The organism is Tardiphaga sp. 619_E2_N8_4 (assembly GCF_051810905.1).
In the GTDB taxonomy this organism is placed as follows: domain Bacteria; phylum Pseudomonadota; class Alphaproteobacteria; order Rhizobiales; family Xanthobacteraceae; genus Tardiphaga; species Tardiphaga robiniae.
The window spans coordinates 430,348-443,428 of record NZ_JBPWQJ010000001.1 but is presented as its reverse complement, the minus strand read 5'-3'; the positions used below and the strand labels follow the sequence as shown (position 1 = coordinate 443,428).

Annotated in this window: 15 protein-coding genes and 1 other RNA gene; 9 read left to right on the top strand and 7 right to left on the bottom strand. The window is 63.1% G+C overall.

What is annotated here, in order from left to right; translation table 11 throughout:
* Window positions 1–5: 5 nt before the first annotated feature.
* Window positions 6–944: an NAD(+) diphosphatase gene (gene nudC / locus AB8A23_RS02155; protein ID WP_309947921.1), complete on the bottom strand. Its 939-nt coding sequence runs from the start codon at window positions 942–944 to the stop codon at window positions 6–8.
* Window positions 945–949: 5 nt separating this feature from the next.
* Window positions 950–1,372, bottom strand: a complete 423-nt coding sequence (locus AB8A23_RS02150) for an HIT domain-containing protein (RefSeq protein ID WP_068732762.1) — start codon at window positions 1,370–1,372, stop codon at window positions 950–952.
* A gap of 180 nt (window positions 1,373–1,552) precedes the next feature.
* On the opposite strand from AB8A23_RS02150, the gene ffs reads away from it, so the two are divergent.
* From ffs to AB8A23_RS02125, 5 genes are all read left to right on the top strand, one after another.
* Window positions 1,553–1,649, top strand: an RNA gene (ffs, locus tag AB8A23_RS02145) — signal recognition particle sRNA small type.
* A 170-nt stretch (window positions 1,650–1,819) separates the two neighbouring features.
* Window positions 1,820–3,697 carry a DNA polymerase III subunit gamma/tau gene (locus AB8A23_RS02140; protein ID WP_309947920.1) on the top strand — a complete coding sequence of 626 codons (1,878 nt, stop codon included), beginning with the start codon at window positions 1,820–1,822 and terminating at the stop codon, window positions 3,695–3,697.
* 21 nt (window positions 3,698–3,718) lie between these two features.
* Window positions 3,719–4,039, top strand: coding sequence for a YbaB/EbfC family nucleoid-associated protein (locus tag AB8A23_RS02135; protein ID WP_089262819.1), 321 nt, complete (start codon window positions 3,719–3,721; stop codon window positions 4,037–4,039).
* Between the two features lies 1 nt (window position 4,040).
* Complete coding sequence (recR, locus tag AB8A23_RS02130; protein ID WP_089262818.1) at window positions 4,041–4,643, top strand: recombination mediator RecR; 603 nt, start codon at window positions 4,041–4,043, stop codon at window positions 4,641–4,643.
* Window positions 4,644–4,659: 16 nt separating this feature from the next.
* Entirely contained in the window at window positions 4,660–5,106 is a 447-nt protein-coding gene (locus AB8A23_RS02125) for a hypothetical protein (protein ID WP_439057024.1), read from the top strand.
* Between the two features lie 11 nt (window positions 5,107–5,117).
* On the opposite strand, the gene AB8A23_RS02120 is transcribed toward AB8A23_RS02125, so the two are convergent.
* Window positions 5,118–6,485, bottom strand: a complete 1,368-nt coding sequence (locus AB8A23_RS02120) for an AmpG family muropeptide MFS transporter (RefSeq protein WP_439057025.1) — start codon at window positions 6,483–6,485, stop codon at window positions 5,118–5,120.
* A 233-nt stretch (window positions 6,486–6,718) separates the two neighbouring features.
* Between AB8A23_RS02120 and AB8A23_RS02115 the strand changes: the two genes are divergently transcribed.
* Complete coding sequence (locus tag AB8A23_RS02115) at window positions 6,719–7,015, top strand: GIY-YIG nuclease family protein (RefSeq protein ID WP_439057026.1); 297 nt, start codon at window positions 6,719–6,721, stop codon at window positions 7,013–7,015.
* A 140-nt stretch (window positions 7,016–7,155) separates the two neighbouring features.
* Here AB8A23_RS02115 and AB8A23_RS02110 read toward each other — a convergent pair whose 3' ends face one another.
* Complete coding sequence (locus tag AB8A23_RS02110; RefSeq protein WP_439057027.1) at window positions 7,156–8,370, bottom strand: DNA recombination protein RmuC; 1,215 nt, start codon at window positions 8,368–8,370, stop codon at window positions 7,156–7,158.
* A 231-nt stretch (window positions 8,371–8,601) separates the two neighbouring features.
* Here AB8A23_RS02110 and def point away from each other — a divergent pair, with 231 nt between their 5' ends.
* From def to truA, 3 genes are read left to right on the top strand one after another with little or no spacing between them, the layout of a single operon-like run.
* Window positions 8,602–9,123, top strand: coding sequence for a peptide deformylase (gene def / locus AB8A23_RS02105; RefSeq protein WP_089262812.1), 522 nt, complete (start codon window positions 8,602–8,604; stop codon window positions 9,121–9,123).
* Between the two features lie 38 nt (window positions 9,124–9,161).
* A complete protein-coding gene (fmt, locus tag AB8A23_RS02100; RefSeq protein WP_439057028.1) occupies window positions 9,162–10,094 on the top strand; it encodes a methionyl-tRNA formyltransferase in 933 nt (310 codons plus the stop codon).
* Window positions 10,094–10,834: a tRNA pseudouridine(38-40) synthase TruA gene (gene truA, locus AB8A23_RS02095; RefSeq protein WP_439057029.1), complete on the top strand. Its 741-nt coding sequence runs from the start codon at window positions 10,094–10,096 to the stop codon at window positions 10,832–10,834. The genes fmt and truA overlap by 1 nt, the downstream gene beginning before the upstream one ends.
* Here the strand turns inward: truA and AB8A23_RS02090 are convergent.
* The 3 genes from AB8A23_RS02090 to AB8A23_RS02080 are packed head-to-tail and all read right to left on the bottom strand — an operon-like array spanning window position 10,831 to window position 13,021.
* Complete coding sequence (locus AB8A23_RS02090; RefSeq protein WP_439057030.1) at window positions 10,831–11,391, bottom strand: phosphorylase family protein; 561 nt, start codon at window positions 11,389–11,391, stop codon at window positions 10,831–10,833. The genes truA and AB8A23_RS02090 overlap by 4 nt on opposite strands.
* On the bottom strand, window positions 11,388–12,545 hold the full coding sequence (gene dapE, locus AB8A23_RS02085; RefSeq protein ID WP_439057031.1) for a succinyl-diaminopimelate desuccinylase: 1,158 nt from the start codon (window positions 12,543–12,545) through the stop codon (window positions 11,388–11,390). The genes AB8A23_RS02090 and dapE overlap by 4 nt, the downstream gene beginning before the upstream one ends.
* The gene (locus AB8A23_RS02080) at window positions 12,545–13,021 is read right to left on the bottom strand and encodes a DUF805 domain-containing protein (RefSeq protein WP_439057032.1); all 477 of its coding nucleotides are present in this window, start codon (window positions 13,019–13,021) and stop codon (window positions 12,545–12,547) included. The genes dapE and AB8A23_RS02080 overlap by 1 nt, the downstream gene beginning before the upstream one ends.
* Between the last annotated feature and the right edge of the window lie 60 nt (window positions 13,022–13,081).

Below are 13,081 nucleotides of genomic sequence, written 5' to 3'. Positions count from 1 at the left end.
TGTGGTCAGGCTTGGTCGGGATGCAGCCAGCGACCGAGCAGATGATGCGCGATGGCGAATGGGTGCGGCCCCGCGAGCCCGTCCGGGTGTTCGCGTTTCCACATCAGCATCGCCTCGTCACGGTCAAACCACCGGGCGTCCTCAAGTTCCATCTTGTCGACGGTAATCTCGTCGCTGATGGCGCGCGCCGAACAGCCGATCATCAGGGATGACGGGTAGGGCCAGGGCTGCGTCATGTAATAGGTGACGTCGGTACAGCGGATGCCGGATTCCTCGAAGATCTCGCGCTTCACCGCGTCCTCGATGGTCTCGGCCGCTTCGACGAAACCGGCAAGGCACGAATACATGCCCGGAGCGAACTGCTTCTGGCGGCCGAGCAGGCACTTGTCGCCCTTCTCCACCAGCATGATGACGACAGGATCGGTACGCGGGAAATGCTCGGTCTTGCAGCTCGGGCAAACGCGCTTCCAGCCGCCTTCGGCCATTGAGGACTTGGCGCCGCAATTGGCGCAAAACCCGTGGCGCTGATGCCAGGAGACGAGCGACTTGGCCTGTGCAACCGCCGAGAGTTGTTCCGGCGGCACCATGCCCTGCATGGCCATGCCGCGGAGTTCGCTGACGACGACATCGTCGCGGGTCAACAGCTTTTCGACGGCGGGTGCGCCGATGCCCATGCCGAACACCGCATCGCCATCACGCAGGCCCAGAAAGACAGTGCCAGGATTGGCGCCGAATTTCAGCGCCTCGTCGATGGTCAGCAGCGCGCGCTGGGCATCGCCATCCTTCTTCATGACCAGCGAGTCGCGGTAGATCACATAAGCGCGCGAGGAGCTTTTGCCCTCCAGCGCGAACAGTTTCTCGTCGCTGAAGCGCAGATGCGCGGCGCGGTCGAGCGTGTTGGAGACGAAGGCCGGACGGCCGAGCGGAAACAGCTTGCTTGTCATGATGGTCAACCGAGCCAGATCTTGCGGCGGAGTTCTGAGATGAAGCGCTGCACTTCTGCCGCGTCATGGGCGAGTGGTGGCATCACGCCCCAGATCGGCCGAGGCCAGGCGGCATCGGTCTTGCGGCGCGCGATGATGTGGACGTGCAACTGCGGCACCATGTTGCCGAGCGCCGCGACATTGAGCTTGTCGCATTTGGTGATTTCTTTGAGCGCCCGGCCGACACGGTTGATCTCGGTCATCAACTGGCCCTGCGCGACCTCGTCGAGATCGATGATCTCGGTCGTGTCGGCGCGGCGCGGCACCAGCATCAGCCAGGGGTAGTGCGCGTCCTTCACCACCAGCACGCGGCTGAGGGGGAGGTCGCCAATGTCGATGGTGTCTTGTTGCAGCTGCTCGTGCAGCGACCAGGAGGAGGGAGCGGCCATTCTGACTCTCGATTAAGGCGCACAGCGTCGCAGGAAGCGGCTGCGCAGACAACTCCCGTCATGGCCGGTTTTGCGCGTCTGGACCACGTTTTCTTGCGACTTTCCTGCGCAAAACTTGCGGCGGACTTGCGACACGCGCCGCGCTTGCTTTCCGACCATTTTGGCCCCAAATAAGCACCGGGAGATTGGCGGTGGACGAGCCACTCGCCAATCGGGTCAGGTCCGGAAGGAAGCAGCCCTAACGAGATCCGGATCGGGTCGCTCGTCAGTCTCCTACTTGTTTTATCGAGCAAATTCAGCGTCCTGCGCATGGGTCGTTAGCTCGGTGGGCGCCTTGTTCGATGAGTGAGGCAGCATCGAAGGCCGGAACCTGTGTCCCGTTCCGCCTATGATGCGCCAGATGTTCCGCAAGCCGGCTTTACGAGACAACACATTGCGGATTCCTCGATGACCGACGCTGGCACGTCCCCTCCTGATGATCACCAGAGCGGTTTCGATATGGGCGTTGCCCCGGCGCCTGCTGCCGCCACGCCCTATCGCGTGCTCGCGCGTAAATACCGCCCCGGCAGTTTCGACGATCTGATCGGCCAGGAAGCGCTGGTCCGCACCGTTTCCAACGCGTTCGAGACCGGCCGCATTCCGCAGGCCTGGATCCTCACCGGCGTCCGCGGGGTCGGCAAGACGACGACGGCGCGTATTCTGGCGCGCGCGCTGAATTATGAAATGGCCGATGGCTCGGTCAAAGGCCCGACCATCCACATGCCGACGCCGGGCATTCACTGCCAGGCGATCATGGAAAGCCGGCATATCGACATTCTCGAAATGGACGCCGCGAGCCACACCGGCGTCGACGATGTCCGCCAGATCAATGACAGCGTGCGCTATGCGCCCTCCAGCGCGCGCTACAAGGTCTACATCATCGACGAAGTCCACATGCTGTCGACCGCCGCCTTCAACGCGTTCCTGAAGACGCTGGAAGAGCCGCCGGAACACGCCAAGTTCGTGTTCGCCACGACCGAAATCCGCAAGGTGCCAGTGACGGTGCTGTCGCGCTGTCAGCGCTTCGACCTGCGCCGCGTCGATGCCGACGTGCTGATGTCGCATCTGTCGAACATCGCGGGCAAAGAGAATGTCGAGGTCGAGCCGGAAGCGCTGGGCATCATCGCCCGCGCCGCCGAAGGCTCGGTGCGCGATTCACTGTCGCTGTTCGATCAGGCGATTGCGCATGCCGCGGGCACGGTCCGCGCCGATGCCGTCCGGCAGATGCTCGGCCTCGCCGATCGCACCCGCGTGATCGACTTGTTCGATTCGCTGGCGCGCGGTGACATCGCCAGTGCATTTAAGGAATTTCGCGAACAATACGACGTCGGCGCTGATCCGATTGTGGTGCTGAGCGATCTTGCCGAATTCGTCAATTTCGTCACCCGCGTGAAAATCGTGCCGGCAACCGCCGACAATGTCGCGTTTGGAGAGACCGAACGTCTACGTGCACGCGATTTCGCCTCGAAGCTGTCGATGCGGGTGCTGTCGCGGATGTGGCAGATGCTGCTCAAGGGCATCACGGAAGTGCAGGGCGCGACGCGTCCCGCCGCCGCCGCAGAGATGGTGCTGGTGCGCATCGCTTACGTCGCCGATCTGCCGACCCCGGACGAAGCGATCCGGATGCTCGACCAGAATGGCGGGACGTCGCCGATGATCCCAACGAATGGTGGAGGCCGTGCCGCGCCATCGTCCGCTCCGTCGGCATCTTTGCCGTCAGCGCAGATGCCGTCCGCCATGCCGACGATGTCAGCGAGCGCGTCGCGTGGTCCGACCATGCAGCGCGGCGGCGCGGAGCCATCGCCGCGGCCGCAAGTCGGCATGGCAGATGCACCGCCCGCAGCGGTGCTGAAGATTTCCACCTTCCCTGAACTCGTCGCACTGGCCGGCGAGAAACGCGACCTGATGGTGCGCGGGGCGCTCGAAGCCGATGTGCGCCTGATCAAGATCGAAGACGGGCGGCTTGAGCTGGCGATGGAGCGGACGGCGTCGCGCACGCTGATCAACGATCTGTCGCGGAAGCTCGAACAGTGGACCGGCCGGCGTTGGGCCGTGATCGTGTCCAACGAGCAGGGACAGCCGACGCTGCGCGATCAGCAGCTCGAGCAGAAGAACGAACGCCAGCGCGCGGCGGAAGCCGATCCGCGGGTCAAGGAAGTGCTGGCACGGTTTCCGCGTGCGAAGGTCGAGGTTCGTGTCATCGCCCCTGAGCCGCCGGACTTCAACGGCAGCGATAGCGACCTGATCAGCGATGACGCGACCGACGGTCTCAACGACGACGATTAATCGAACTGCGAAGGAAAACTCTTGGCTGATTTTCTCGGCATGATGAAACAGGCAGCGCAGCTGCAATCAAAGATGAAGGCGATGCAGGACGAGCTCGACCATGTCGAGGTCGAAGGTATCTCCGGCGGTGGCCTCGTGTCCGTGCGGATGACCGCGAAGACCGAAGTGAAGGCCGTGAAGATCGATCCCTCGCTGGTCAAAGCCGACGAAGTCGAGATACTTGAGGATCTGCTGGTCACGGCGCTCGGTGATGCGCGCCGCAAGGCGGAAGCTGCGATGCAAGAGAAGATGCAGGCGCTGACCGGCGGCCTCGGTCTGCCGCCGGGGATGGGCCTTACCTGAGATGGCATCCACGGCCGGTCCGGAAATCGAGCGCCTGATTCAGTTGCTGGCGCGGCTGCCCGGTCTTGGCCCGCGCTCGGCCCGGCGTGCCGCGCTGCATCTGATCAAGAAGCGCGAGGCGCTGATGACGCCGCTAGCCGGTGCCTTGCAGGTGGCGATCGACCGGATTCAGGTCTGCAAGGTCTGCAGCAATATCGATACGCAGAATCCCTGCACGATCTGCACGGACCCGCGCCGCGATCCCTCGACCATCGTGGTGGTCGCCGATGTCGCGGACTTGTGGGCGCTCGAACGCGCCCATGCGACGACGGGCAAATATCATGTATTGGGTGCAACGCTGTCGCCGCTCGACGGCGTCGGCCCGCAGGATCTGACCATCGACGCGCTGGTGTCACGTGCGCATGATTCAGAGGTGAGCGAAATCATCCTGGCGCTGAATGCGACGGTTGATGGGCAGACCACGGCACATTACATCACCGACCTCCTGCAGGAGGCCAATGTGAAGGTGACGCGGCTGGCACATGGCGTGCCGGTTGGTGGTGAACTCGATTATCTCGACGAAGGCACGCTGTCGGCAGCAATGCGACAGCGGACGCTGTTTTAAGACTGGAAGAGCATTGATGACACGATATGACTTGAAGGCTTTGCCGACCTGGGCCGCTGCGATTTGTGCGGCCGGCCTGTTTGCGACGGCTGCCAGAGGCGCGACCGAAACGCCGGCTCCGCCAGCCGCACCGGTGGCACCGAAGGCCATGAAGATCGGCGATGTGCTGACCGGGCAGCTCAACGCCATGCGCAGCCGCGATGCCAAGGGCAAGCGCACCAATGTGTATCAAGTGGTCAGCGAGCCGCGTCGGCTGCCGGCGCCTGCAGGGCTGTGCAATCTTGAGACCGGACCTGAGACGTTCGAGATCGTCGTTGCCAATGACGTGCAGGCCACGCAGCTGAAGAAGCTTGTCGGCAAGGAAGTTGCGCTCAAGGTTGCTGAAGTCACCTGCGCCGAGCAGGCCGGGCAGATGAGTGAAGCGCTGGTGACGAAATGGAGCGTGGTGACGAAGCCGAACTGAGTTCGCTTCGGTTAAACCCGTACCGGCCCCAGCATCTCGAAATGCGCGCGGCGCTGCAGCCAGATCAGGAGGATCAGGCTCGGCACCGCGACGACCACGCTGATGACGAAGAACATCGGCCATCCCGTCGCCTGCGCGACGTAACCTGCACCTGCCGACAGATAGGTCCGCCCCACCGCAGCGAGCGCCGTGAGCAGCGCATATTGCGTGGCTGTGTGCAGCGGGTTTTTGCACAGCGCCGAAAGGTAGGCGACGAAGATCACCGTACCGATGGCGCTGGTGAAATTCTCGACCGAGATGGCCAGTGCCAGCGCCCATTGATTGACGCCGACGATGGCGAGCCACGAGAATGCCAGGTTGGACAGCGCCTGCAACACAGCGCCGATCCACAGGCTCGCCGCCAGCGAATAGCGCCGCGCCACGAAGCCGCCAGCGAAGCCGCCGATCAGCGTGGCGGCAAGGCCGACGCCTTTGACGATGGCGGCGTAGTCGTTGCGGGTGAAGCCGAGATCAATCACGAACGGCGCTGTCATGGTGCCGGAAAAGGCGTCGGTGAATTTGAACAGCACGACAAAGGCCAGCGCGGCCCAGGCGTCCTTGCGGGCCAGAAACTCGGAGAACGCGCCGATTGCGGCCTGCAGCACGCGCGTGAAGGCGCTGTCGCCGCGCGTGGCGGCTTCGGCCTGCGCGGATTGCTCGGGCTCGGTGGCCGCAAGCGCTGTGACCGTGCCGACCAGCACCATCGCCGCCATTGCCACATAGCCCCACATCCAGGCGGTGGAGCGCGCGATGCCCGTGCTCTCGAAGGCGCTGACCAGAAACAGCACGCCGGCGGTCGAGATCAGCATGCCGATGCGATAGGCCGCGACATAGGACGCCATGCCGGCCGCCTGTTCGCTCTCCGGCAGGCTCTCCACACGAAACGCATCGACGACAATGTCCTGCGTCGATGACATCGCAGCGACCAGCAGCGCACCAAGGGCGACGAACAGTGGCGAGCGGGCGGGATCGGTCAGCGCCAGCAGCAGGATCGCGACGATCAGCAGCAGTTGCGAGAACACCAGCCAGCCGCGGCGGCGGCCGAACTGGCGCGTGAAGAAGGGCACATGCAGCGCGTCGACCAGCGGCGCCCAAAGGAACTTCAGCGTGTAGGGCGTGCCGACGAGGGCGAACAACCCGATGGTACCGAGATCGACGCCGGATTCGCGCATCCACACCAGCAGCGTGGAACCGGACAATGCAAGCGGCAGACCCGACGACAGGCCAAGCAGCAGCACGATCAGCACCCGCGGCTGCAGATACACCGCCATGCTCTCGCGCCAGGTGGCACGGGGCTTCAAGGCGAGGGCGGCTTCGGACGAGTCAGGCGCGCTGGTCATGGGGAAGGATTAGCAGATTCGGGAGGGAGCGGCCTGTGGCTTCGTATCCTTCCCCTCGGTTGTCATCGCCCGGCCTGGCGCGCAATTGCGCGCTAGGACCGGGCGATCCAGTATCCGGCGTTGGTTGTGTTTGGCAGCGTCGTACGAACGTAAGGTCGGTGTATACTGGGTCAACCGGTCAAGCCGGGTGACGACAAGTGAGTTTGGTGCAACGGCAGTGGCGAGTCCTGACGATGCGTGCCTACAACTTTTACGTCTACATTCTCGCCAGCGAGATTGGTGGGACGCTGTATATCGGCGTGACGAACGATCTCATTCGCCGCGTATACGAACACAAAACGAAAGCCGCAGAGGGATTCACGAAGGCCTATGGCATCGACCGGCTCGTCTACTACGAACGCTTCGACAATATCGAACACGCCATGCACCGCGAGAAGCGGCTCAAGAAGTGGATGCGGGAATGGAAGATCGCACTGATCGAGAAAGATAATCCCAATTGGGATGATCTGTATCCCCTCATCTGCCGGTGAGGCTCCCCTCTCTCGGTTGTTATCGCCCGGCTTGACCGGGCGATCTGGTATCCGACGGGGTCTGCGGTGGGCAGCATCGCGCAAACGCAAGGCTGGTGTTTACTGGGTCACCCGGTCAAGCCGGGTGACGACAAGTGAGTTCACTCCCCTGCCTGAATCTTGCGCGGCAGTGGCGCGAACATGTCGGGGGCCGCGGTCCTGGCGACCGCTGGGGCGACCTCGGTGGTAGGCTCACTCTTTCTGAAATCCAGCTCCTCGATGCGGCCGGCGCGCTTTTCGATCTTGTCGGCGGAGATCAGGATCTGGCGGACGTCCTCATTGGCCTGCCCGAAATGCGTCTGCAGCTTCATCACGCGATCGCGCAAGCGAGTGAGGTCGTCGCCCAGATTCAGTACCTCCGTGCGGATCTGGTCGGCGGCGTCGCGCATCCGCGCGTCTTTGAGAATCTGCTGCATCACCTGGATGGCCAGCATCAACAGCGACGGCGACACCAGCACGACGCGGGCGCGATAGGCCTTCTGGATGATGTCGTCGAAACCGTCATGGATTTCCGCATAGACGGATTCCGACGGCACGAACATCAGCGCCGTATCCTGCGTCTCGCCGGCCACCAGATACTTCTCGGCGATGTCGGTGACATGTTTCATCACGTCCGCGCGCAAGCGCTGCGCTGCGTATTTCTTCTCGTCATCGCTGCGCGCGTCATGCAGCGCCGTGACGGCTTCCAGCGGGAATTTCGCGTCGATGCACAGCGGGCGCTGGTCCGGCAGGAAGATCACGCAGTCCGGCCGCTTGCCCGACGATAGCGTGTGCTGGAACGCATAGGCGCCGCTCGGCATGCCGTCCTTGACGATGCTTTCCATCCGCGCCTGACCGAAGGCGCCGCGTGACTGCTTGTTGGCGAGCACGTCACGCAAGGTCGTCACCTGCGAGGTGAGGTCGGTGAGATTCTTGTGGGCGTTGTCGATAATGCCCAGGCGCTCATGCAGCGCGCTCAGGCTTTCCATGGTGTTGCGCGTGGTCTGTTCCATGGATTGGCCGACGCGATGGGTCACGGAGTCCAGTCGCTCGGACACCGCGCGTGCCATGTCGGCCTGACGGCCCGCCAAGGCCTGGCCCATGGCGTCGACGCGGCCGGTGGCCTCGTTCTGCGCCTTCAGCACTTCGCTGAGGCGTTCTTCCAGTTCGTCGGCGCGGATCGCCTGGGCCATGGCCATGGCGGCGCCGCGGCTACCGGAGCGAGCGATGATGATGGCGATGGTGAGCAGCAAACCCAGCGCCAGAGCACTGAAGCCCATCAATGCCACGCCGGCGGTGACCGGCATGTCGCCGATCATGAAAAGAATCTCGTTCATCCCATCCTTGTAGCCGATTCGGTCGGTCACGCGAACGAAGAGGGAACGTTTATGGTTAATGCAAGATGAATTTTCCTGGTTAACCCAAGCCTAAGAAATATGGTTAAGCGAACCTTAACCGGCATCGTTAACCGCGCCTCAATTTTCATGGTTAGCGGGGAGTTAATGTCCTTCAAAGTCCAGCTTTTCCAGCGGATTGACCCGGACCGGCGCGCAGATTAAATCGCCGCCATGGCCATTCGTGAAATCATTATCCTGCCCGACAAACAGTTGCGGCTGATCTCCAAACCTGTCGAGAAGGTGACGTCGGAGGTGCGCAAGCTCGCCGACGACATGTTCGAGACGATGTATGACGCACCCGGGATCGGGCTGGCGGCGATCCAGATCGCGGTTCCGCTGCGGCTGATCACCATGGACATCGCCAAGAAGGACGATGAGGAGGACGGCAAGAAGCCACGCGTCTTCATCAATCCGGAGATCATCTCGGCCTCGGAAGAACTCTCGGTCTACGAGGAAGGCTGCCTGTCGATCCCTGAATATTACGAGGAAGTGGAACGTCCGGCGACGGTGCGGATCCGCTATATGGACCTCGACGGCAAGACCATCGAGGAAGAGGCCTCTGGCCTGTTCGCGACCTGCATTCAGCATGAGATCGACCATCTCAATGGCGTGCTGTTCGTCGATTACCTTTCCAAGCTGAAGCGCGACCGCGTGCTGAAGAAGTTCACCAAGCTCGCCAAGCGCGCGGAGTAGTTTCTCCGCGCAACGCTGCAACAGATCGGCTCCGACCTATGTCGCTTCGTTTGATCTTCATGGGCACGCCGGATTTCGCGGTGCCGACGCTGCTCGAACTCGTGGCCCACGGCCATGAGATCGTCGCCGTCTATACCCGCGAAGCAAAGCCCGCCGGCCGGGGCATGAAGCTGCAGCCGACGCCGGTGGCGCGCGAGGCTGAACGGCTCGGCATTCCCGTGTTCACGCCGAAAACGCTGCGGACGCCGGAAGCCGAAGCCGAGTTCCGGTCGCATGAGGCCGAGGCTGCGGTCGTCGTCGCCTATGGCATGATCCTGCCGCAGAATATTCTCGATGTACCGCCGCTCGGCTGTTTCAACCTGCACGGCTCGCTGTTGCCGCGCTGGCGCGGCGCCGCACCGATCAATCGTGCCATCATGGAGGGCGACGCCGAGAGCGGCGTCATGGTGATGAAGATGGATGTCGGCCTCGACACCGGCGATGTCGCCATGGCCGAGCGCCTGGCGATCACCGATGCGATGACGGCGCTGGACCTGCACGATGCGCTGGCGCCGCTTGGTGCCGATCTGATGGTGCGGGCCATGGGTGCGCTGGAAAGGGGACGGCTGAGCCTGACCCCGCAGAGTGCAGACGGCGTCACCTACGCGGCCAAGATCGACAAGGCCGAGGCCAAGATCGACTGGTCGAAGCCGGCGCGCGACGTGCTTCGGCATTGTCATGGCCTGTCGCCGTTTCCCGGCGCGTGGTGCGAAGTGCCGATCGAGGGCGAGGCGGTGCGCGTGAAGGTTCTGCGCTGCGAGCTTACAAAGGGCGCGGGCGCGCCCGGCGAGATCATCGACGATCAGCTCACCATCGCCTGCGGCGAGGGCGCGATCCGGATCATCGACCTGCAGCGCGCCGGCAAGCAGCCGATGAAGGCCAGTGAATTTCTGCGTGGCACGCCGTTGAAGCCGCCTCTGCGGGTGGGCTGATGCCGCGCTACAAGATGATCATCGAATATGACGGCACACCATTTTCCGGATGGCAGGTGCAGGCCAACGCGACGCTGACCGTACAGGGCGCGCTGGAGCGTGCCGCCGAGGCCATTTGCGGCGAGCCGATCCGCGTCCATGGCGCCGGTCGCACCGATGCCGGCGTCCATGCGCTCGGCCAGGTCGCCCATTGCGACGTGCCGAAAGTGCTGGTGCCGGGTCGCTTTCGCGATGGCATGAATGCCCATCTGCGGCCGCATCCGGTCGGCGTGCTGTCGGCGGATATCGTGCCGGATGATTTCGAGGCGCGGTTCTCGGCCATCAGACGCCACTATGTCTATCGCATCACCAATCGCCGCGCGAACCTCGCCGTCGATGCCGGCCGGGTCTGGCGCGTGCCGCGCCCGCTCGATGTCGCTGCCATGAGCGAGGCTGCGAAGCGTTTGCTCGGTCGACACGACTTCACGACCTTTCGCGATACCGAATGCCAGGCCAAGTCGCCGATCCGCACGCTCGATCAGCTCGATGTGGTGCAGAACGGTGAGGCGATCACCATCACGACCTCCGCACGCTCGTTCCTGCACAGCCAGGTGCGCTCGATGGTTGGCTCACTGGTCTGGGTCGGCAACGGTCGCTGGACGCCGGACGACCTGGCTGCGGCGCTTGCCGCGAAGGACCGCAGCGCCTGCGGCATCGTGGCGCCGCCGGATGGGCTGTATCTGGTAAAGGTCGACTACTAGACCTTCACGCCCTTCATCGCGTCCCAGAACAGATCCTGTCCATTCGCGACATTCGCCGTCCAATGCTCATGCGCAAAATCATTGGCGTCGTCGGTGATGAACTTGAAGGCGCGCCAGGGAATGCCGTGGCGCAGGCAGACCTGCGCGATGGCAAACAGTTCCATATCGACGATATCGACATTGTTCGACACCAGCCAAGGATCGCTGGAGGTGACGAAACTGTCACCACTGCCGCAGATCACGCCGCGCTGGCCCGAGACCAGGCGGTCGAGATCGGGCGCAAAGGGCGTGCGGCCGCGCGGCGCCAGTGGCTCGGCATTCATGTCACGCTGGATCACGTCGCTGACCTCGACGAGGCCGTTGAGTTTGGTGTTTAGCTTGCCGGCGGTGCCGTAGTTCACGACGAGCTTGGGCTGCATGGCCTGCACCGCCTGAAGCGTTGCGATCGTGGTGTTGATCTTGCCGACGCCGGTGAAAATCACCTCGATCTCGGCAGGCGCGCGTGATTTGTCGAGCTCGCTTTCGAGCGCGGTGAGGACGAGAATCTTGCCGTTCATGCGAAATACCGATCCAGCACGCCGCGATAGATTTGGGTGAGCTTCTCCAGATCGGCAACCTTCGTGTGTTCGTCGATCTGATGCATGGTCTGCCCGACCAGGCCGAATTCAATCACCGGGCAGTAGTTCTTGATGAAGCGCGCATCCGAGGTTCCGCCACCCGTGTTGAGATCCGGTATGCGACCGGTAACATCCTTGATCGCAGCGACGACCGTATCGGTAAACGCGCCCGGCTTTGTGACGAAGCTGTCCGAATTGCTCGGCTCCCAGATCACATGCGCGCGAATGCGATTGCCGGCGGCAGTTGCGACGCGTGCATCGATCAGGTCGCGCAATGACGCCTGCGTGTGATGGTCGTTGAAGCGGATGTTGAACTTCGCCCGCGCTTGCGCGGGGATGACGTTGGTCGCCTTGTTGCCGACATCCACCGAGGTGAATTCGAGATTGGACGGCTGAAACTGCGCATTGCCCTGATCGAGCGGATCGCTGCTCAGCGCTGTGATCAACGCGGCTATATCCGGTACCGGATTCGATGCGCGATGCGGATAGGCGACATGGCCCTGCACGCCATCGACGACCAGCGTGCCTGATTGCGACCCGCGGCGGCCGATCTTGATGGTGTCGCCCATCTCCTCGACATTCGACGGCTCACCGACGATGCAATGATCCAACTTTTCGCCGCGCTCGGCCGCCCATTGCAGCAGCTTGACGGTGCCGTTGACCGCAATGCCTTCCTCGTCGCCGGTGATCAGGAACGAGATCGACCCCTTTGGCTGGCCGCCATTCGCTGCGAGATAGTCCAGCACGGCGGCCACGCTGGCGGCGATGCCACCCTTCATGTCCACGGCACCACGGCCGTAGAGCAGCCCGTCCTTTACGTCGCCGGAGAAAGCGCCATGGGTCCACGCCGCTTCATCACCGGGCGGCACCACGTCGGTATGGCCGGCGAAGCAGATATGCGGCGCGGAAGTCCCGATGCGCGCATAGAGGTTTTCGATGTCGGCGCTGCCTTCCTCACTGAAGGTGACGCGATGGACTTCAAAGCCGGCTGACGTCAGCAGGCTCTCGATCACGCCGAGGGCGCCGGCATCAGCGGGGGTGACTGAGGGGCAGCGGAGAAGATCTTGAGCGATGGAGAGAGCGTCGGTGGACATCAGACCCTTGGTGCAGTGGCAAGCGCGGCAAGCGGATCGGGACCGTATTCGTTCGGCCCGGCGGTGCCGCGCAGGAAGCCCAGTTCGACGATGGCCCAGATGGTCACGGCGAAGCTGGCGATATGAAAGACGAAGCTGGTGCTCGCGCTGCTGGTACTACCAATGCCGCTCAGGACGCTGGGGCCGAGCCAGAACGCCAGGATCCACCATCCGCTCTTCTCGCGGTCATGCAGCCGCTTGATGCCGGTGGCGATGCCGGACCAGGTGCCGGCGACGATCAGGACGATAGCCGCCAGCCACAGCAGGATGGCTGCGCCGACCATGCTGAAAAGCCGGTCGGTGTCGAATCCGCCGAGCCACATCACGGCAGCGGCAATGAAGGCGATCCAGATGACCAGGTAGATCAGGATGGCTAGCCAGTATTTGCCGCGGTTGATCCGTCCCGTGAAGCTGAAAAGCAGCGTGGTCCAGTCCATGGCAGCCCTCAATTCAACGGATCGGTCCGGTTTGCACGATGCTACGCGCAAACCGGACGA